The 19,302-nt window shown below is 34.6% G+C and carries 22 protein-coding genes; 14 read left to right on the top strand and 8 right to left on the bottom strand.

The features are described 5' to 3' along the window. Positions 1–36: 36 nt before the first annotated feature. On the bottom strand, positions 37–813 hold the full coding sequence (locus tag WAX78_RS06295; RefSeq protein WP_336481449.1) for a 3-hydroxybutyrate dehydrogenase: 777 nt from the start codon (positions 811–813) through the stop codon (positions 37–39). Between the two features lie 198 nt (positions 814–1,011). Between WAX78_RS06295 and WAX78_RS06290 the strand changes: the two genes are divergently transcribed. Next, positions 1,012–1,344 carry a PadR family transcriptional regulator gene (locus WAX78_RS06290; protein ID WP_230573308.1) on the top strand — a complete coding sequence of 111 codons (333 nt, stop codon included), beginning with the start codon at positions 1,012–1,014 and terminating at the stop codon, positions 1,342–1,344. Positions 1,345–1,414: 70 nt separating this feature from the next. Continuing rightward, entirely contained in the window at positions 1,415–2,176 is a 762-nt protein-coding gene (locus WAX78_RS06285) for a DUF1129 domain-containing protein (protein WP_336481448.1), read from the top strand. 328 nt (positions 2,177–2,504) lie between these two features. On the opposite strand, the gene WAX78_RS06280 is transcribed toward WAX78_RS06285, so the two are convergent. The 3 genes from WAX78_RS06280 to WAX78_RS06270 are packed head-to-tail and all read right to left on the bottom strand — an operon-like array spanning position 2,505 to position 4,320. Further along, positions 2,505–3,122, bottom strand: coding sequence for an ImmA/IrrE family metallo-endopeptidase (locus WAX78_RS06280; protein WP_336481447.1), 618 nt, complete (start codon positions 3,120–3,122; stop codon positions 2,505–2,507). Positions 3,123–3,176: 54 nt separating this feature from the next. Continuing rightward, positions 3,177–3,473, bottom strand: coding sequence for a hypothetical protein (locus tag WAX78_RS06275; protein WP_336481446.1), 297 nt, complete (start codon positions 3,471–3,473; stop codon positions 3,177–3,179). A gap of 40 nt (positions 3,474–3,513) precedes the next feature. Continuing rightward, complete coding sequence (locus WAX78_RS06270; protein ID WP_336481445.1) at positions 3,514–4,320, bottom strand: hypothetical protein; 807 nt, start codon at positions 4,318–4,320, stop codon at positions 3,514–3,516. 581 nt (positions 4,321–4,901) lie between these two features. Here WAX78_RS06270 and WAX78_RS06265 point away from each other — a divergent pair. From WAX78_RS06265 to WAX78_RS06255, 3 genes are all read left to right on the top strand, one after another. After that, entirely contained in the window at positions 4,902–5,195 is a 294-nt protein-coding gene (locus WAX78_RS06265) for a DUF3928 family protein (RefSeq protein ID WP_336481444.1), read from the top strand. Positions 5,196–5,324: 129 nt separating this feature from the next. Then, a complete protein-coding gene (locus tag WAX78_RS06260) occupies positions 5,325–5,774 on the top strand; it encodes an NUDIX hydrolase (protein ID WP_336481443.1) in 450 nt (149 codons plus the stop codon). Positions 5,775–5,920: 146 nt separating this feature from the next. Beyond that, complete coding sequence (locus WAX78_RS06255) at positions 5,921–7,096, top strand: acetyl-CoA C-acetyltransferase (RefSeq protein ID WP_336481442.1); 1,176 nt, start codon at positions 5,921–5,923, stop codon at positions 7,094–7,096. 39 nt (positions 7,097–7,135) lie between these two features. Here WAX78_RS06255 and WAX78_RS06250 read toward each other — a convergent pair whose 3' ends face one another. Then, entirely contained in the window at positions 7,136–7,798 is a 663-nt protein-coding gene (locus tag WAX78_RS06250; protein ID WP_336481999.1) for an AAA family ATPase, read from the bottom strand. A 363-nt stretch (positions 7,799–8,161) separates the two neighbouring features. Between WAX78_RS06250 and WAX78_RS06245 the strand changes: the two genes are divergently transcribed. From WAX78_RS06245 to WAX78_RS06230, 4 genes are all read left to right on the top strand, one after another. Further along, on the top strand, positions 8,162–8,908 hold the full coding sequence (locus WAX78_RS06245; RefSeq protein WP_413789178.1) for a hypothetical protein: 747 nt from the start codon (positions 8,162–8,164) through the stop codon (positions 8,906–8,908). 95 nt (positions 8,909–9,003) lie between these two features. Then, a complete protein-coding gene (locus WAX78_RS06240) occupies positions 9,004–9,201 on the top strand; it encodes a hypothetical protein (protein WP_336481440.1) in 198 nt (65 codons plus the stop codon). A gap of 5 nt (positions 9,202–9,206) precedes the next feature. Further along, entirely contained in the window at positions 9,207–9,716 is a 510-nt protein-coding gene (locus WAX78_RS06235) for a GNAT family N-acetyltransferase (protein ID WP_336481439.1), read from the top strand. Between the two features lie 86 nt (positions 9,717–9,802). Then, positions 9,803–10,180 carry a hypothetical protein gene (locus WAX78_RS06230; protein ID WP_336481438.1) on the top strand — a complete coding sequence of 126 codons (378 nt, stop codon included), beginning with the start codon at positions 9,803–9,805 and terminating at the stop codon, positions 10,178–10,180. Between the two features lie 21 nt (positions 10,181–10,201). Here the strand turns inward: WAX78_RS06230 and WAX78_RS06225 are convergent, their stop codons facing one another. After that, positions 10,202–10,636, bottom strand: a complete 435-nt coding sequence (locus tag WAX78_RS06225; protein WP_336481437.1) for a DUF3997 domain-containing protein — start codon at positions 10,634–10,636, stop codon at positions 10,202–10,204. Between the two features lie 146 nt (positions 10,637–10,782). Between WAX78_RS06225 and WAX78_RS06220 the strand changes: the two genes are divergently transcribed. The 3 genes from WAX78_RS06220 (at position 10,783) to WAX78_RS06210 (ending at position 12,345) form a co-directional block, all read left to right on the top strand. Beyond that, the gene (locus WAX78_RS06220) at positions 10,783–11,238 is read left to right on the top strand and encodes an RDD family protein (protein ID WP_336481436.1); all 456 of its coding nucleotides are present in this window, start codon (positions 10,783–10,785) and stop codon (positions 11,236–11,238) included. 432 nt (positions 11,239–11,670) lie between these two features. Beyond that, on the top strand, positions 11,671–11,763 hold the full coding sequence (locus tag WAX78_RS06215) for a flagellar motor protein (RefSeq protein WP_336481435.1): 93 nt from the start codon (positions 11,671–11,673) through the stop codon (positions 11,761–11,763). A gap of 105 nt (positions 11,764–11,868) precedes the next feature. Further along, positions 11,869–12,345 (top strand): SDR family NAD(P)-dependent oxidoreductase, encoded by a 477-nt coding sequence (locus tag WAX78_RS06210; RefSeq protein ID WP_336481434.1) that lies wholly within the window; start codon positions 11,869–11,871, stop codon positions 12,343–12,345. A gap of 302 nt (positions 12,346–12,647) precedes the next feature. Here WAX78_RS06210 and WAX78_RS06205 read toward each other — a convergent pair whose 3' ends face one another. Further along, positions 12,648–13,748: an ABC transporter ATP-binding protein gene (locus WAX78_RS06205; RefSeq protein WP_336481433.1), complete on the bottom strand. Its 1,101-nt coding sequence runs from the start codon at positions 13,746–13,748 to the stop codon at positions 12,648–12,650. Positions 13,749–14,024: 276 nt separating this feature from the next. Between WAX78_RS06205 and WAX78_RS06200 the strand changes: the two genes are divergently transcribed. Further along, a complete protein-coding gene (locus tag WAX78_RS06200) occupies positions 14,025–15,701 on the top strand; it encodes a glycoside hydrolase family 13 protein (protein ID WP_336481432.1) in 1,677 nt (558 codons plus the stop codon). A 238-nt stretch (positions 15,702–15,939) separates the two neighbouring features. Here WAX78_RS06200 and WAX78_RS06195 read toward each other — a convergent pair whose 3' ends face one another. Further along, on the bottom strand, positions 15,940–17,700 hold the full coding sequence (locus WAX78_RS06195) for an alpha-glycosidase (protein WP_336481431.1): 1,761 nt from the start codon (positions 17,698–17,700) through the stop codon (positions 15,940–15,942). A 307-nt stretch (positions 17,701–18,007) separates the two neighbouring features. Between WAX78_RS06195 and WAX78_RS06190 the strand changes: the two genes are divergently transcribed. Beyond that, positions 18,008–19,270, top strand: coding sequence for an extracellular solute-binding protein (locus WAX78_RS06190; protein WP_336481430.1), 1,263 nt, complete (start codon positions 18,008–18,010; stop codon positions 19,268–19,270). The last annotated feature ends 32 nt before the right edge of the window (positions 19,271–19,302 follow it).

The following is a 19,302-nucleotide window of genomic DNA, read 5'->3' as shown; positions in this document are numbered from 1 at the left end:
TTTTGTATATATAATAGAAGAAAAAGATGCTGAATTTTATTGTGCGGTATAACCACCATCAATGACAACAGCTTGTCCTGTAATGCCTTTCGCTTTTTCACTTGCCAAAAATAAGGCGTAGTCTGAAATTTCTTCCACGCTGAGCAATCGCCTTTGTGGTACAAGCGGGTAAATTACATCTTCTAATACATGTTCAAGCGGGACATCTCTTGTTATCGCTAAATCTTGAAGTTGATTGCGAACAAGAGGTGTATCAACGTAACCAGGACAAAGTGCATTTACTGTAATATTATGTTCGGCACCTTCTAATGCTGCTACTTTTGTGAGCCCAATTACTCCGTGTTTGGCACTATTATATGCAGATTTGCCAGCAAAGCCAACAAGACCATTAATAGAAGCTATATTAATGATGCGTCCGTATTTTTGTTTTTTCATAATAGGAAAGGCATGTTTTATCGCAATAAACGGTGCAATTTGCATAATCTTAATAAGCATTTCAAACTTTTCAGTTGGAAAATCTTCAATTTGGGAAACGTATTGCATGCCTGCGTTATTAATTAATATATCAAGTGAACCAAAACGTGTAACTGTTTCAGAAATAGCTTGTACAATCTCTTGTTCTACTGTTACATCACATTGCATTCCAAACACTTTATATCCTTCATTTTGTAATTGTTTCGCTGCCTTTTGTGCCTTGTCTTCTAAACGATCTGTAATCATTACAGTTGCGCCTTCTTTTGCAAAGGCTTTTCCCATTTCGTATCCAATTCCGCTTGCAGCACCTGTTAAAAATACAACGCGATTTATAAACATTTTCGATTCCATCTCCTTCATAAATATAGTTAGCTCTAGTGCTCTATTTAGAGAAATAAGGATGGAAATCCTGCAATCTTTTGGAAAAAATGCTCAAGCTATCTTGTAAAGCAAAATACTGTTTGCTATACTACTTGGTAAAGCAAGATACTTACACTTATCTATCTTGTAAAACAAGATAGAAGGGGGATTTGAATAATGTCGACGAGTCAAATGCTAAAAGGTATTTTAGAAGGATGCTTGCTTGCTATTATTTCTGAAGGAGAAATATACGGATACGAAATGAGTGAAAAACTGGCACAGTACGGTTTTACAATGGCAAGTGAAGGAAGTATTTATCCGTTACTAATTCGCATGCAAAAAGAAGGATTGATTACAAGTACGATGAAGGAGTCGCCATCTGGCCCAAAACGAAAATATTATACATTAACAGAAAAAGGTGAAGATGCATTAGATGATTTCATGGAAAGATGGGAAGCGATGCAAAGTAGTGTGCAGCGGTTGTTAGAGGGAAAGGAAAGCAGACGGTGAATTTTGTATTTCTAACGCCGAAACAATGAAAGTAAAGCAAAAATAAGTAATCTAGACGAGGAGGTTACATATGAACGTTTCTAAAGAGGGCGAAAAGTTTTTGATTGATATGAAAGTATATTTATTAACAAAAGGAATAAAAGAAAATGATATAAATAATTTTATAGAGGACGCTGAGCTTCATTTAATAGACGGAGAAAAAGAAGGAAAGACGGTAACGGATATTTTTGGAGACTCGCCGAAAGAATATGCAGAAGAATTGGCTGAAGAGATGGAAGTTGATAAGAAAGAAAATTGGAATTTACTTATTTCTTTAGCAATTGGAACAGTGGCTTATTGGATGATTCCGGCTCTCGTATTTCGAAATGCAGAGAAGCCATTCACTGTATCGCTTATTAGTTTAATTGGGTATCCTATCATTTTATTTTTGATGATAGCAGGTATGATTTTTACTTTTCGAAGCTCCAGTTTTCAAAGTAAATTGAGAGAGTTTTCCATTATATATGTGGTAATGGCCATCATTCCAATGGTGTTACTTGTTGGATTAATGCTATTAGATAAAAAGTATGGTACACCATTTTTCTCTTTATCTTCGGCTCAAAGCTATGTTCTTGGTTTTTTATTATTTGCAGCAGCTATAATCATTAATTTTCGTTTAAATAGCTGGATGGGGATATTAACATTATTTGTTGTGCTTTCTATTATGTTTATATTTGAGTATTTTAAAATTAATAATACGGCTTGGGGATCTTTAGAACCAGTTTTGTTGTATGGAAGTTTAGTACTGCTTATGATGTGGGATTCCAAACGACAAAATATTGTACAGAGATAGTTAAGATAGGAGAGAGTTAGATGCTTTCAAAACAATCAAAGTAATTTCTAGAAGATAAAGGAGCGTATTTAACGGTAAAAGGAATAAAAGAAGATATAAAATCTTTTGGGGTAGAAGAGAGGAAGTACTCATATAAATTCATGATGATTTTTCAACATATAGGTCGCTGCTATGCAGAATACAACATGACCTGTACTCGTTTTCTCCTTTTGTTTTAAACCTTGTATGTGGTAGGAAAAGGCCCTGACCGTTTCTATGTGCGGCCAGATGCTCTCGTCCTCCTAAAAATAGTTTTTTAAATTTATATATATAGAAGTAACTGTAACGGTTACTTTTTTTCTTTGCGCAATAAGGGGCTTTTTAAAGATAATTCTCTTTGGGTATTTGTTAATAAGGAATCTATTTGTGATTTATAAGGAGTAGGAATGATGTAATACATAAGGTTTGTGGGAGAAGGATGGTGCTCGGAACCGTTTGGGCATTCGGGATCTGCATTTGTAAGCTTGTCCTGTACACGGCGCGTGAATAAAATGTGACCAATTTCATGTGCAAGTGTGTACATGTTCTTCCAAGCTGAAGCGGAGTTTGTTAATATAATGTAACCTTTAATTTGTTTATTAGTTGATAAAGAATAGGCACAAGCGATAACAGAGTGTTCTTGAAAATAATCACTACCGATATAACAAATATAAATATCACTTTGCGATGCACGTTCGGTACATTCAGCAAATAAGGAAGTCAACTTTGGTTGTGATTTTAGTGAAGACATGTAACTAATTTCGCCGTCATTAAAACGATATGCTTCATCTAACGTGCTGATATCTTCAATTTGAAATACAATAGGATGCCAAATATATTCAGCAATTGTAATATCCCTAGCAATCCGGTCTTCATCAATATTCGCTCCAGGGGCAATGCAAATACATATGTTAACATAAGGATACATATGGGACACCTCAAATATAGTGAATTTTTAGGAAGAGATAAAAAGAAATTATATTTATCGATTGAAAAAAGGAGGGATAAATGTTTTTAATGTATCTACAGTATTTTGTGAGCGCATCTTGTATGGGGAATATTCTTTATTTGATAAAAGGTGCGGTAACATATCATCATCTTTGTTGAGCAAATTGCTGAAATTTGTCAGGATATGAGTAAATTGTTCATCCGTAATCATACCGCTCGTGTGCCAATAGCACATCATCGCATAGGCAATGGAGCTTGTATCGACGTTTACGTTTACATTAACATGAGAGTTTCCGCTGTTTGAAATATTTGAGCCGTTTTTTGGTAACATGATAAAACCTCCTTACAAAAATAGGCTACGTTTTAGTAGCCTAATCGTATATGTCTCGATTATTGTAATTTTGATTTTGATAATTTTGATTTGGATAATTCTGATTTTGATGATTTTGATTTTGATGATTTTGATTTGGATAATTTTGATTTGGATAATTTTGATTTTGGTAATTTTGATTTTGGTAATTTTGATTTTGGTAATTTTGATTTGGGTAATTCTGATTTGGGTAATTCTGATTTTGGTAATTCTGATTTTGGTAATTTTGATTTGGGTAATTCTGATTTGGGTAATTCTGATTTTGGTAATTTTGATCTGGGTAATTCTGATTCGGATAATTTTGATTTGCGTAATTTTGTGGGGGTTGAGCGGCATTACTTAATGCATTTGTTAAAAATGGTAGCAAAGCCGCTAATAGTTGGTTTGTAACATCTGTATTCAACTGTCCTTGTCCTTGTGATTGTCCTTGCCCTTGTGGTTGCCCTTGTCCTTGTGGTTGCCCTTGTCCTTGTGGTTGTCCTTGTCCTTGTGATTGTTCTTGTGATTGACCCTGACCCTGCTCCAGTTCTACATCAGTAGACTGCTGATTCGAAGAAGCTGTTTCAGAATCCAAATCAGAGTCTACATTTAAACTTACGCGGGAATTTCCACTATCTGAAATCTGAGCAACATTGTGATTGTGTGTATGTTTTTTTGTAATTTCTTCTTGTGAGTCAGATCCAGATCCATATCCAGATCCATCAGATCCACCAGATCCAGATTCAGATCGGTTCTCAGATCGGCTCTCAGATCGGTTTTCAGTATACTGGGATTTTCTTCGATAACGATCATAATAATAAAAACACAACAATACCCTCTCCTTTATAAACTATAGAAAATGTCTATATCAATACTTTATGTAAAAATAGAGAATGTGCATGGACAAATGAACTATCATTTAGTATAGTTTTTTATCGTGTCACAACATAAGTTGATAAGAAATTATTATATTTGCATTAGGGTGATTTGTGGGAAATTACAGTACCAAGGTATGTATATGTAGTGTTCAGGTTGCCGGATTTTTTTAGCAATGTGATTGTATGTAATAAGATGATTAGAAGCGCAGCAATTATGAGTACTTCCTTTGAAGTCATTTGTTCACCTCTTCACTGATGGGATTCATTTTATCCCGCTATTCGTTGGCAGTAAGAACCCCATCTCAAGATTCGGAGAAAAGCAAAGAAGATAGGTAGGGGATGAGGAAAACCCCATGATGGAAGTTTCACTTTATCCCGCTATTCATGAGCAGTAAGCCTCCCGCTGATGGATTATTAGCAGCTGTGTGTTAGCCGAGAAAAAAATTATTTAAAAGAAGTCAGAAAATAGTCACACTTCGACACGTTTATATATTCATTTTTTGTTATAGTAAAAAGAAAAGGGGGAAAAAACATGTATACATTTAAAATTGTTTCAGATCGTGAAGCTATTTATCAATTTGCAAGTTATGCTCAAGTTGTACAAGGGGTAGAAAATGTATATGTGGAAGTAGGTGAACCTTTGTATGAGCGTCCACTTATGAAGTTTTATGTTCATATCTCCATAAAACAAGAGTATGAACAAGCAAAAGCATTGCGTGAAATCGCACGTTTAATAGAATTAGGACGTTTTACATACGTACATTACCGAGATGAAGAAATTGAAAGAGCATTTGAAGAAGTAAAATATGAGAGCCGCGTGGGCTAAATAATAAATAAGGAAGGAGCTAATGTGAATTAGCTTCTTTTTTTGTTTATGAAATATTTTTATATGCATCAAACAAATAAAGAAGGAATTTTGCTATGATAGGAGAGGAAAAGAAAGGGGAGTTATATAATGGGGTATATACAGGAACTAAGGGAATTAGTTGGAACAAAACCACTTATTATAGTAGGATCAGCAATTATTGTTTTAAATGAAAAGAATGAAGTATTATTACAACTTCGTTCTGATACATATGATTGGGGATTGCCAGGGGGAGCAATGGAGCTAGGAGAAACAATTGAAGAAACAGCAGAGAGAGAATTAAGAGAAGAAACAGGTTTAAAAGCAGATTTCTTACAATTTCTTGGTGTGCTCTCTGGACAGGAATTATATTATCGTTATCCGCATGGAGACGAAATTTATAATGTAATCAATGTATTTCAAGCACATCACGTATATGGTGAAATAGAATGCGATGAAGAAGGGTTGGACATTCAATATTTTCCAATTGATAAATTACCAAAATTAAATACAACAACAGAAAAAATCCTTCAAAAATTTTTATTGGCATTAACAGAGTAGAGAGAAGAATGAACCTTCTTTCTATTTTTATTATATTAAATATTTTGATTTTTTAGTTACTTAATAATATAATAGATATAGACATACATCTTATGGTATTCCATCCAAAAACTTATCAGGGTACATAAGAGAGGGGAAAGTACACGATGCGCAATGTAGTCATTACAGCTGCAGTTCGTTCACCAATTGGAACATTTGGAGGAGCTTTCAAAACTGTAAAACCGACTGAACTAATGGTTCCTGTATTGCAGGAAGCTGTAAAAAGAGGCGGTGTTTTACCGCATGAAGTAGATGAAGTGATTTTAGGTCACTGTATTCAACGAACAGATGAGGCAAATACAGCAAGAACAGCAGCGCTTATGGCGGGATTTCCTGATACAGTTACAGGTTACACAATTCAGCGTCAATGTGCTTCAGGTATGCAGGCGTTAATTTCAGCAGCGATGCAAATTCAATTAGGTGTAAGTGATGTTGTTGTTGCAGGAGGAGTAGAAGCGATGAGCTCTAGTCCATATGTATTAAAGGAGAACCGCTGGGGACAACGAATACAACACGGAGAAATTCGTGATATGGTATGGGAGGTACTAGAAGATCCAATTCATCATATTATGATGGGTGAAACTGCAGAAAACCTCGCTGAGCAATATGAAATTACTCGTGAAGAACAGGATGAAGTAGCGGTGTTAAGCCATCAACGTGCTCTTCATGCAATCGAAGCGGGCTATTTTGACGAGCAAATTGTACCGATTACGATAAAAGAACGTAGAAAAGAAATTGTTGTTTCTAAAGATGAACACCCTCGTGCAGATATTACGTTAGAAAAACTTTCAGGTTTAAAAGCAGCTTTTCGTAAGGGTGGAACAGTAACTGCAGGAAATGCATCGGGTATTAATGACGGAAGTGCAGCGTTAGTATTAATGAGCGAAGAAAAAGCGAAGGAAAAAGGACTGCAACCGTTAGCGAGAATCGTTGGATACTCTATGGCCGGGGTAGATCCTAAAATTATGGGAATCGGTCCAGCTCCAGCGATTCGAAAAGGACTGGAAAATATAAATTGGTCAGTAAATGATGCGGATTTGTTTGAAATTAATGAAGCATTTGCTGCGCAATATTTAGCAGTAGAAAAAGAGTTAGGCTTAAATCGTGAAAAAGTGAATGTAAATGGTAGTGGAATCAGTCTTGGACATCCAATTGGATGTACAGGAGCACGCATTACGGTAAGCTTGATTCATGAATTAAGAAGACAAGGACTAGAAAAGGGTATTGCTTCTCTTTGCGTCGGCGGCGGCATGGGAGCAGCGTTATTTATAGAAGCATTATAAGAAACAAAACCAGCCAGTGTACTCACTGGCTGGTTTTGTTTATGGACGGAATAGATGATGGAATAGCCTTTCACGATCTTCAAAGAAGAGTTTCATTGTTTGATAATGTTCTGTTTCTTCTAACGTAATTTCTTGTATCTTTTCCTGATGTAAGGAATACATAGTTGCATCTGGATATCCCATTAAAATCGGAGAATGCGTAGCTATAATGAACTGTGCCCCTTCATCAATGAGTTCGTGCATTCGAATTAACATAGAAAGTTGGCGCATCGGTGATAGGGCGGCTTCAGGTTCATCTAAAATATATAGTCCGTTACCAGAAAAGCGGTTCATAAATACAGAGAAGAATGATTCACCGTGGGACTGTTCGTGCAGGGAAGTACCCCCATAAGAGCGAATAGCATCAATTTCATCAATATAAGATGCAACATTATAAAAAGATTCTGCACGAAGAAAAAATCCATCTATTGGTTTTTGTAAACCTTTTACAAGTGTGAGGTATTTATGTAAGTCTGAATGAGAAGCGTTTGTAGAAAAACGAAAATTTTTCGTCCCTCCCTCTGGATTGAATCCCCATGCAGTGGCAATTGCTTCTAATAATGTGGATTTCCCTGTTCCGTTTTCTCCTATAATATAGGTAACCTTTGGATGAAAGGATAAAGCTTGTAGTGAACGAACAATAGGTAAGGAAAAGGGATACATAGAAAATGATGGGACTTTATCTTTTTTTAATAAAATTGTTTGTAAAAAGGATCGTTTCTCTTTCAATATAAGAACCTCGCTTCAAAATATATAAATCCATTTTGATTTTTCAACATATAAGTCGCTACTGTGCAGATTAAAACATGGTATGTACTCACTTTCCTCTTTCTTGCATATGACAGGAAACTTTCTAAGCATGGCTAAATGCTCTCATCTATTTAAAAAGAAAGGGTTATCTATGTTGTTTTTTTATTTGTATTTATATATTAACAAAAATTGAAAGAAACTTTACTTTATATTCATAGAAAAAATAATTAATATAAAAGTAATTCAATCGTTGTTTTAAAGTATAGAAGGAGAAAGATAATGAAAATATGGAACGTATTTTGTATTTTGTGTAGTTTTGTTATTGTTTTAAGTGGTTGTACTCACCAAGAAAAAGTGAAACAGCCGAAGAAACAGGCCATTCCAGAAACGAATGAGTACGGCGGTATACAATTAACAAAAGTTGGGCAAGAAATCAAAGAAAAAAATTGGGGTACTCTAAAATTAGAACAAATCAAACATGTAAATGAAACATTTACAGTTGGAACGATGAAAATCTATGTAGAAAATGTGAGAGTTATTACACTATCGAATATGGAAGATGAAACAAAAGAGACGCTGAAAATGTATACAAAATTAAGTCCAGAAGAAGTACAAAGTCGTTTAGGTAAGACAATGGACCAAGCAGAGGCAGAATGGTATGCTTCATTAAGTGGACAAGATATTGGTGATACTGCTAAATATGTTGAAATTACATATAAGGTTGAAAATACTGGCGATAAAGAAATGCAGTTCTTTTCTATGAATGATGTAACTGTAAATGAAACACAACAATTTCATGTGCCAACGAAAAACTTCTTATATGCAGAAGATACGCTTGTTGGTACAAAAAGTGTATCGAGAGAGGATTATAGTTCTGGAGAAACAAGAGAAGGATTAATTGGACTTTTACTAAGTGATAATCATGAAAAAGTAAATACAGTTTCTTTTATAACAGATGTACTTGCAATAGGCGGTACCCATGAGAAAATAGCAGAACCACAAACGTTTACCATTTCACTATAATAGTGAAATGGTTTTTTCTTCATTGCTAGTAGGACAGGAAATATGTCGTTTTGTAGAGAATTTATACATATATAGCGTTTAGGAGGGAAATGAAAATGAAGAAGGGATGCTACATATGTGGTAATAAAGAAGTAGAAAAAGGCACTATGTCACCTTATATAGAAAGTAATGTTGGAAGTTATATTGTTCCGCTTGCAGAAATGACAGCAGAAGTGGAAGTATGTAAGAATTGCGGGGCTGTTATAACGATGAAAAAAGAACATATAGAGTATAATCAAAGGAGAGAGAAGTAAACGTCATGTATATTGTCAAAGCAAATCTACATGACGCAAAAGAAATTGCACGTGTTCATGTTGATAGTTGGAGAGAAACATATGAAGGCATTATGCCAAAAGAAGTGTTAGATAAAAAATCGTATGAGAAACGAGAAGTGTTGTGGAAACAAATATTACAGAAGCAGCAGTCACATGTTTATGTCGCCAAGACAATTGACGGGAAAATAGTTGGTTTTGCAGATGGCGGGAAAGAGCGAACTGGTATATATGAGTATGACGGAGAGTTATATGCGATATATATTTTACGGGCATATCAGCGTAACCAACTTGGGAAAAGATTGATAAAAGCAGTGGCAGCAGATTTATATAAGAACGGATACTGTTCTATGCTTGTTTGGGTAGTAGCAAACAATCCGTCTAAATATTTTTATGAAGCGTTACAAGCTTCTTTTTTAAATGAGAAAGAAATTGAAGAATTACGCGTAAAAGAAATTGCGTACGGTTGGAAAGATATACAAACTCTTTTCATGTAATAGCAATTCCCGGCAATGGCCTGCTCGTTTTATCACTTCGTGAATATAATATAATGAAGTGAATAGAATGAAAGGAGAGACAATCCGTGAGAGTGTTCACGGTTTTGGTCGGGTTTGTTATAGCTGTTTGCTTTCAAATAGGATTATTATATATGTTACAACGAATCGAGCAACTATCACTTATTCATCTTCTATATGAAATTATATATATAGGAGTACTATTTGGATTTGGAATGGGTATTGCACATTATTTCTATAAATATAAAATCTATATACTTATAGTCGTATTCGTCTTTTTATATGGATGGGGATACTATAACTATCATGATAATGTTCAAACCATTTTACAACTGCATCTTGTATTAATTCAACAGGCATTACTGTTGTTATTTTGTATTATGTTTGGAACCATTGTTTATAGAATGTTGTTTTATAAAGAAAATACAGAGGAAAAGGTCAGATGAAATGTTTCATTTGACCTTTTTTTAAGATGGTTGCTTTTCTTTTGTAAAGTAAGTTTTTACATTTTGTAATTGAACTTGTTTAGGGATACGAAATTCTTGTTTTTGTTCTTCGAATTGTTTTTTTGTATAGGGACCAAATCTGCGGTTATTTTTTAAATCGATAATCCAATAATTTTCTGTCGTTTCATTCGTAACAGAAGCATCAGGGTTATTAGGATCATCTATTTTTTCTATCTGCTTTGCTAAAATATAGGTGTCGTTCCAGGCAATTTCCGCAATTTCTGGTGGGATATATTGGGAGGCGTATAAAGCGTCTGCTTTAGGAAAAAGTTCTAGTGCATTGCCTGAAACATTAATGAGCTCATATTCATCTCCAACGCTGTAATGAGATGGATTAAAATTTGTTGAACAACTAGTTAAAAATATGAGAGAACAAATGATGATGAAGCGTTTCAATATGAGCTCCTCCTTCCGGAATATGATTGATACATATTTTACAGGAAAAGAAAATAAAACACCAATTTATGAGTTGTTTACAACTGTTTTTAGACATGATACGATGAAACAGTTAATAAAGGATAGAAAAAAGGAGTCGACACAACATGAAGTTGAAAATACATCAACCAGCGATTGTTATGAATCGTCTAGGGGCTGCAATGATCGATATGTTTTTCATTTCTGTTTTGTATGGTGCTGTTGTTGCAATTACAACAGGAAACTATAAAGCGATTTTGAATCGTTTTAATGTGAGTTCAGGAGACATCCGTTATGATCTTGGGCTTGCATTTTTATTAATGGCGCTTTATTTTATTATTCTACCATTTATTTGGAATGGATATACGCCAGGGAAAAAAATTACACGTACAAAAATTATATCGCTTACAAGTGAAAAGTTAACGTTAGGAATATTAATAATGAGGTTTATTGTATTGCTAGTACCAAACATATTACTACTTGGAATTCCAGCAATATGTAATATATACATGATGTTGTTTAGAAGTGATAATAGTGGTTTCCATGATCTTATAGTAAAAACTAAAGTTATGAGTATTGTGTAGGGAGAGAGGGAAGAGATTGCCTCTCTCTTTTTAATTCGAAAAAATTTTTGTGTAATTTGGTAAAGATGAAATGTTTCAATCTTATAGAGATACAAGTAATATCTCAAGTGAAATAACTGATTATACTATTATCAGAGATTTTTGTTAGTATAATGAAGGACACTATGGACTTTTTATTGAATAGGAAATATATGTTATAAAAATTAACATTTTGTAAAAATATTTTTATTAAGTCTAAATTTTTACAAAATTCGATATCTTCAATTGGTATAATAGAATTTATATAGGACAGGCATCTCCTATATAGTACCCTCCATATTGATGGCGCGTCACGGAAAGACGCGCTTTTTTTATGAAAAATAGACTGAAAATTAAGGTAATTATAGTATTTACAATACAGAGTTTATGTTTTTTATATGGGAAGGAAGCGAAATGACAGGAGAAAGTTTATTGTTTTGGGGGATTCTTATTTTTGTTGGTTTAGTTTTTGATCAGTATAATAGTAAGAAAAAAGAGGGATCTTGAAAGTAAGCGATTATATTATATATATCTATCTTTTCCTGCTTGCGGATGCTTAAAAAAAAAGAGTATACTGTATGACGTTGAGACTAACCAGAAGGGGTAATGACGATGAAGCTAGCAGGAAAAGTTGCCGTTGTAACAGGTGGAGGCATCGGCATTGGCCGTAATACGGCTCTTTTGTTGGCAGGGCAAGGTGCAAAGGTAATTGTGACCGATATTGATGAGGAAAACGGACAAGCAACAGTGGAGAAAATTGTAGATTTAGGTGGAGCTGCACTTTTTGTTACTCACGATATGAGTAAGCAAAGTGATTGGCAACATGTTTTAGAAGTTGCAATTGAAACCTATAGCAGAATAGATATGTTGTTTAATAATGCGGGATTATATAAAATAGCTCCAACTTTTTCTCATGAAAAAGAGAACGATTCCAATGTACTTTGCATAAATGACGTCTGGATAGAAATAAAACAATTGAGGTCATCTTTTATAGGGCAGCAAGAAGAAGTGAGGTTGAGTGATCTACCTATTTTTGGTGTTATCAGTACAAAGAAACAGTCACTTCATACAGTAGAATCTTTAGTATAATAAGTTGAAAACCGTCCTCAATTTATATGTGGACGGTTTTTTTTCGCTATTCGCAAGCTGTAAGATCCCTACCTCAAGATTCAGAGAAAAGCATTGTCCAGCTCTAGCGGCTAGAATCTGCCCCCTCGGACGAGGCAAAAAGCGCCTCTCTGCCTTGAGCGCGGGCGTCCTGCGATTCTGCGCGAGCCGCTTCCGCTTTTCTTAAGAAGATAGATGGGGGATAACTGCTGGCATGCGCCCGATTGATGAGAGCTTTCCAACAGTAGTGAATGAAGCCTCCACTGTTGGAAGTTTCACTTTATTTAGCGAATACGTTTTTCAGTTATTACATCAAAGAAGTGCGCTTTGTTCATATCAAAAGCAAGCTTAATCTGATCACCATGTGTAAAAGTATGTCTTGCATCAACACGTGCTGCAAAATCTTGATCTCCAAGTTTCATATATAAAATAGATTCTGCACCTAATAGTTCAGCAACATCAATTTTTGTTGTAAATGTTGTATCTTGTGAAGCTTCTAAAAATAAGAGTTCATCATGAATATCTTCTGGGCGAATTCCTAAAATAATTTCTTGGCCGATGTAGCCTTGTTCACTTAGTAGTTTCATTTTTCCTTCAGATACTTTAATTTTTATCTTATTGTCAATTACAAAGTGATTTTCTGTTAACTGACCACGGAAAAAGTTCATCGCAGGAGAGCCAATAAATCCGCCAACGAAAACATTTTCTGGTGTTTCATATACTTCTTTTGGTGTTCCAATCTGTTGTATCTTTCCGTCTTTCATAACAACAAGGCGTGATGCCATCGTCATAGCTTCTGTTTGGTCATGTGTTACATAAATAGTTGTTGTTCCTAGTTTTTGATGAAGCTTAGAAATCTCTGATCGCATTGTTACGCGTAATTTTGCATCTAGGTTTGATAATGGTTCGTCCATTAAGAAGACTTTTGCATCACGAACAATGGCACGGCCTAATGCAACACGTTGCCGTTGACCTCCAGATAATGCTTTTGGTTTTCGATTTAAATATTCTTCTAGTCCTAAAATACGGGCTGCATCTTTCACACGGCGATCAATTTCGTCTTTTGAAATTTTACGAAGCTTTAAGCCGAATGCCATGTTATCATAAACACTCATATGCGGATAGAGTGCATAGTTTTGAAAGACCATTGCAATATCACGATCTTTTGGAGGAACATCATTCATTATCTTGCCATCAATTGAGAATTCACCTTTTGAAATATCTTCTAAACCAGCGACCATTCGTAATGTCGTTGATTTCCCGCACCCAGATGGACCAACAAACACGATAAATTCTTTATCTTGTATGTGCAAATTAAAGTCTGTTACTGCTGTTACATTGTTATCGTATATTTTGTAAATATTTTCTAATTTTAGTTCTGCCATGACTTTTCCTCCCTAGCAAAAGTGTGCAAACGTTTTCTTTGGTTTTATTATAAATTAATGCATAAAAAAAAGAAATAAAAAATTAAAACGTTTTCAAAAATTTAAGGAAGTGTACACATAAATAGTGTGTTTTTATATTAAAGGAGCTTTAATTTTATTTTTTAACCAATACAAAAAATGTAAGGGTTGTTTTCATTTTATTTCAAATCTGTTATCATTCACTAATGAAAACGTTTGCGCCTGTTTTGCGATTAAATAATGAAATGGGGTAGCATGATGGAGAAACAATGGTGGAAAGAAAGTGTTGTATATCAAATTTATCCACGTAGTTTTATGGATAGTAATGGTGATGGAGTTGGTGATCTTCGCGGAATTATTTCAAAGCTTGATTATTTACAAGAACTAGGAATAGATGTAATTTGGTTATCGCCAGTTTATGAATCTCCAAACGATGATAACGGTTATGATATTAGTAATTATCGTAAGATTATGGATGAGTTTGGGACGATGAATGATTGGGATCAATTGTTAGATGAAATGCATAAACGTAATATGAAGTTAATGATGGACTTAGTTGTCAATCATACTTCAGATGAACATAATTGGTTTGTTGAATCCCGAAAGTCAAAGGATAATCCATATCGAGATTACTATATTTGGCGTAAAGGAAAAAACGGAAAAGAACCAAATAATTGGGGAGCTGCTTTTAGTGGGTCTGCTTGGCAGTATGATGAAACAACTGATGAATATTACTTACATTTATTTTCAAAAAAGCAACCAGATTTAAATTGGGATAATGAACATGTACGAAAAGAGATTTATGAGATGATGAAATTTTGGCTGGAAAAAGGCATTGACGGTTTCCGCATGGATGTCATTAACTTTATTTCAAAAGTAGAGGGACTACCAGCTGTGAATACAGAAGCAGAAGGGTATGTATCGGGTCATCAATATTTTATGAATGGACCTAATATTCATACGTATTTACATGAAATGAATCAAGAAGTGTTATCTCAATATGATATTATGACAGTTGGTGAAATGCCTGGTGTAACAACGGAAGAGGCGAAGCTTTACACAGCTGAAGATCGTCAGGAATTACAAATGGTTTTTCAGTTTGAGCATATGGATTTAGATTCTGGAGAAAGTGGTAAATGGGATGTAAAGCCATGTTCGCTTGTTACATTAAAGGAGAATTTAACAAAGTGGCAAAAAGCATTAGAACATACAGGATGGAATAGTTTGTATTGGAACAATCATGATCAACCTCGAGTTGTCTCTCGCTTTGGTAATGATAAAACTTATCGTATTCTATCAGCGAAAATGTTAGCGACGGTACTTCATATGATGAAGGGAACCCCTTATATTTATCAAGGTGAAGAGATTGGAATGACAAATGTCCGATTTACTTCAATTGATGAGTACCGCGATATTGAGACACTGAATATGTATCGTGAAAAAGTAAGTGAACGTGGTGAGAATCATGAAATAGTGATGCAATCTATTTATGCTAAAGGACGCGATAATGCTCGGACGCCAATGCAATGGGAAGACAGTGAACATGCTGGGTTTACAGCAGGTAAGCCGTGGATTCAAGTAAATCCTAATTATAAAGAAATTAATGCGAAACAGGCATTACATGATCCAAATTCTATTTTTCATTATTATAAGAAATTAATTGCACTTCGTAAAAAGTACGAAATAATTGTGTATGGTACATATGATTTAATTCTAAAAGACCATCCATCTATTTTTGCTTACGTAAGAACATGGAAAGGTGAGAAATTACTTGTCATTGCAAACTTTACGGAAGATTCATGTGTATTTGAATTACCGGAAGAGATAGCGTACAGTAATTTAGATTTATTGATACACAATTATGCTGTACAGGATGAATCAATTGAAAATATTATTTTGCAGCCTTATGAAACGAGGGTGTATAAATTGAAATGAGAAATATGTAAGTAGACAATAGAGAGACCCAGAGACGGGTCTCTCTTGTTTCTCGATTAGAATGGTTGGTATTGGTACATAAAACGATGCATTGGATTGTAAATTATAGTATACAACATATACCGGTTTCTAGAGAGTGGTTGCTGACCATGATAGATTCGTTAAAATGCTTGCTGCTTTGTCTTGGATAAATATAGTAAAAGCCTTGTGTAATTTTTTTGCACAAGGCTTGTTAATTTCAATATTTTAAAATGGAAAATCCATATGGAGGAATTGTAACTAGTAATAAGTTTGTTTCAGCGGAAAACTCTTCTTTTGTATACAGATTTACAATTTTTTTGCCAGCCATATCAAAAGGGATAGGAGCTGTAATTTTATTATTTGTTGGATTTAAAACGAATAATATCGTTTCTTTTCCGTATGTTTTTGTATAAGAAATATAATTGTGTTTGTTATTAGCTTCAATCCATTGAAAGGAACCGTGTCCACCAAAGGCTTTATATTGTTTCCGAAGTGAAATTAATGTCTGTATATGTTGAAATAATTCTTTATCCTGTTTATCTTCATCCCAGATCATACATTTTCGACACCCTGGGTCTATTTCTCCTTCCATTCCAATTTCATCACCGTAATAAATGCAGGGTGAACCGATAAAAGAGAGTTGGAATACATAGAGTAATTTTACTTTTTCTTTATTGCCTTTACAGGTTGTTAAAATTCGTGGTGTATCATGGCTATCTAATAGGTGAAAAGCAACTTCGTTTACATTCATAGAATATGAATGTAAAGATTCGTTAATTTGGTGCATAAATTCATTCGCCCCAATGGTTTCATTTGCAAAATAAGAAAGAAGAGCGTTTGTAACTGGATAACTCATAACGGCATCAAATTGATCGCCTTGTAACCATGGAAGAGCATCATGCCAAATTTCGCCTAAAATGTAGACATCAGGATTGATCGCCTTTATTTCACTGCGGAATTCACGCCAAAAGCTATGATCCACTTCATTTGCTACATCAAGTCGCCAGCCGTCAATGTGAAACTCTCGTACCCAATAACGTCCCACTTCTAGTAAGTATTCTTTTACGGCTGGATGAGTGGTATTTAATTTTGGCATATGCGGTGTAAAAGCAAATGTATCATAATTAGGTAAAGGTTTTGTTATAATTGGAAACTCATGAATGTGAAACCAATCTTTGTAGGGAGAGTTTTCTCCTTTTTCAAGAACATCTTGAAATTTATCAAAAAAGTATCCACTATGATTAAAAACGGCATCTAGCATTATTTTTATCCCGCGTTGATGACATGCTTCCACAAGCTTATGAAATGTTTCTTTCGTCCCGAATTGAGGATCAATTTCCATATAGTCAATCGTGTCATATTTATGATTAGAATGTGCTGTAAAGATTGGAGTAAAGTAAATGCCGGAAATGCCAAGTTCTACAAGGTAATCAAGGTGATTCATAATGCCGACGAAATCCCCGCCAAAAAAATTTGTTGCAGTTGGATCTGTACTGTCCCAAGGAAGAGTGTTTGCTGGATTACATGTACAATCTCCATTAGCAAATCGTTCTGGAAAAATTTGATACCATACTGTATTCTTCACCCATGGGGGAGCCGTAAAAACATCCTTTTTATGTATAAATGGGAAGCAAAAGTAATAGCCAACGTCATTAGTAGGTGCTTCAGAGAAAAGGCCTCTTTCTGTATAAACGATAGTTTCGGTACTACTTTTCAGTTCGAATCCGTATCGTAAACGCTTAAATTTCGGTTCAATTGATACAAACCAATAATCAAATAAATCCGTCGATCCGCTCTTTTTCATTGGTATTTTTTTTGTTAACCATTTCCCATCTTGCCATTCATATGGATCACCATAAATGAAGGATACTACATCTGCGTCGTTTTTTTTCGTACGTAGCCGAATGTGAAGTGTTTTTTCATTATAAGCGTATGCGTAATTATCTTTTGGTCTGTGGTATATTGCTTCTTTAATCATATAAAATATTCTCCTTTACTAGTTCTTTAAATAAGAATATATTGCAAACGATTGCTTTTTATATAATTTTAATATTGCTTATAAGGGTAGTACGCATTCCATATAAAGTCAATGAATATAAAGAATAACTGCGTAAATTTTTTGAAAAATAATATTTGCAAAACATATAAATGTATGTATAATAATAGACAAATAGCGCAAACGTTTTCATAGATTAGAAAGTTGTTTGTGCTTCTATAAAACTATTAGTTGCAAACGTTTTCATTAATTAGAGTAACATATACATAATTTGGGGAGGTATTTAGGGATGAAGAAAAAAGCGTTATCTTTATTAACAGTTTCAGCTTTGGCAATCGGTATGTTATCGGCATGCGGACCGAAAGATTCAGGGAAAAAAGAAGCGAGCAAGGAGAAGAAAGATTATGATCTTCTTGTTTGGGAAGATCAGAAAAAAGGTGTTGGTTTAGATCCAGCCGTAAAAAGTTTTGAGAAGAAATATAATGTAAAAGTAAAAGTTGTCGAGATTCAGATGACAGAACAAGTAAAAAAACTTCGTCTTGATGGTCCAGCTGGTACAGGACCGGATGTTGTAACATTACCGCATGATCAAATCGGGGATGCAGCAACAGAGGGGTTACTTTCTGAGATAAAAGTGGATGATTCTGTTAAAAATAGGTTTACTGATTTGTCACTAAAAGCGCAAACATATGATGGGAAATTATATGGTTTACCGAAAGCGATTGAAACACCTGTATTCATTTACAATAAAAAATTAATGCCAAAAGCACCAGAAACGATGGATGAACTATTTAATTTTTCAAAAGGATTTACGAAGGACGGGAAATATGGATTTTTAGCATTAGGAGATAACTTATATTTTGCGAATGCATTTATGGCTGGTATGGGCGGTTATGTATTTGGTGAGAAAGACGGACAACCAAATGTAGCTGATATTGGATTAAATAATAGCGGTGCAGTACAAGGTGCAGAATATATTCAAAAATGGTATAAAGAAAAACTATTTCCAGAAGGAATTATCGGTGAGTCTGGCGGACCAGCTGCAGATGGATTATTTAATGAAGGAAAAGCTGCTTCTATTATGAATGGTCCATGGGCATTCCAGGCGATGGAAAAAGCAGGAATTGATTATGGTGTAGCTCCAATGCCAAAATTACCAAATGGTCAGCCGATGAAAACATTTGTTGGTGTAAAAGGATGGCATGTAACAAGCTTCTCAAAAAATAAAGATTTAGCAACAAAATTCACTGATTGGGTAACAAATGAAGAAAATGCAAAAATTCGTTTTGAAAAAACAAAAGAAATTCCACCAGTGAAATCAGTTATGGAAGATCCGGTTATTAAAAATAACGAAGCTGCAAAAGCAGTAGTGACACAAGCCGAAAATGGTGTTCCAATGCCGAATATTCCAGAAATGCAAGAAGTTTGGAAACCAGCTGGTGATGCGCTGCAATTAGTTGTAACAGGTAAACAAGAACCAAAAGCGGCACTTGATGAGGCTGTGAAACAAATTAAAGGAAATATTGAAGCAAATCATAGTAAGAAAAAATAATATAGAATTCGTGTCTTTTGTAAACAAGAGGC

This window comes from Bacillus yunxiaonensis (assembly GCF_037104695.1).
Lineage (GTDB): Bacteria > Bacillota > Bacilli > Bacillales > Bacillaceae_G > Bacillus_A > Bacillus_A yunxiaonensis.
The sequence above is the reverse complement of the archived record's forward strand: the minus strand, read 5'-3'. Positions and strand labels throughout refer to the sequence as shown.

Bases quoted from the DNA above. Each gene is read 5' to 3' on its own strand.
- WAX78_RS06265 (WP_336481444.1), top strand. From the start codon at position 4,902: ATGTATACATTTAAAATTGTTTCAGATCGTGAAGCTATTTATCAATTT.
- WAX78_RS06190 (WP_336481430.1), top strand. From the start codon at position 18,008: ATGAAGAAAAAAGCGTTATCTTTATTAACAGTTTCAGCTTTGGCAATC.
- WAX78_RS06285 (WP_336481448.1), top strand. From the start codon at position 1,415: ATGAACGTTTCTAAAGAGGGCGAAAAGTTTTTGATTGATATGAAAGTA.
- WAX78_RS06220 (WP_336481436.1), top strand. From the start codon at position 10,783: ATGAAGTTGAAAATACATCAACCAGCGATTGTTATGAATCGTCTAGGG.
- WAX78_RS06295 (WP_336481449.1), bottom strand. From the start codon at position 813: ATGTTTATAAATCGCGTTGTATTTTTAACAGGTGCTGCAAGCGGAATT.
- WAX78_RS06255 (WP_336481442.1), top strand. From the start codon at position 5,921: ATGCGCAATGTAGTCATTACAGCTGCAGTTCGTTCACCAATTGGAACA.
- WAX78_RS06290 (WP_230573308.1), top strand. From the start codon at position 1,012: ATGTCGACGAGTCAAATGCTAAAAGGTATTTTAGAAGGATGCTTGCTT.
- WAX78_RS06260 (WP_336481443.1), top strand. From the start codon at position 5,325: ATGGGGTATATACAGGAACTAAGGGAATTAGTTGGAACAAAACCACTT.
- WAX78_RS06275 (WP_336481446.1), bottom strand. From the start codon at position 3,473: ATGTTACCAAAAAACGGCTCAAATATTTCAAACAGCGGAAACTCTCAT.
- WAX78_RS06235 (WP_336481439.1), top strand. From the start codon at position 9,207: ATGTATATTGTCAAAGCAAATCTACATGACGCAAAAGAAATTGCACGT.
- WAX78_RS06240 (WP_336481440.1), top strand. From the start codon at position 9,004: ATGAAGAAGGGATGCTACATATGTGGTAATAAAGAAGTAGAAAAAGGC.
- WAX78_RS06205 (WP_336481433.1), bottom strand. From the start codon at position 13,748: ATGGCAGAACTAAAATTAGAAAATATTTACAAAATATACGATAACAAT.
- WAX78_RS06195 (WP_336481431.1), bottom strand. From the start codon at position 17,700: ATGATTAAAGAAGCAATATACCACAGACCAAAAGATAATTACGCATAC.
- WAX78_RS06210 (WP_336481434.1), top strand. From the start codon at position 11,869: ATGAAGCTAGCAGGAAAAGTTGCCGTTGTAACAGGTGGAGGCATCGGC.
- WAX78_RS06200 (WP_336481432.1), top strand. From the start codon at position 14,025: ATGGAGAAACAATGGTGGAAAGAAAGTGTTGTATATCAAATTTATCCA.
- WAX78_RS06250 (WP_336481999.1), bottom strand. From the start codon at position 7,798: ATGTATCCCTTTTCCTTACCTATTGTTCGTTCACTACAAGCTTTATCC.
- WAX78_RS06280 (WP_336481447.1), bottom strand. From the start codon at position 3,122: ATGTATCCTTATGTTAACATATGTATTTGCATTGCCCCTGGAGCGAAT.
- WAX78_RS06215 (WP_336481435.1), top strand. From the start codon at position 11,671: ATGACAGGAGAAAGTTTATTGTTTTGGGGGATTCTTATTTTTGTTGGT.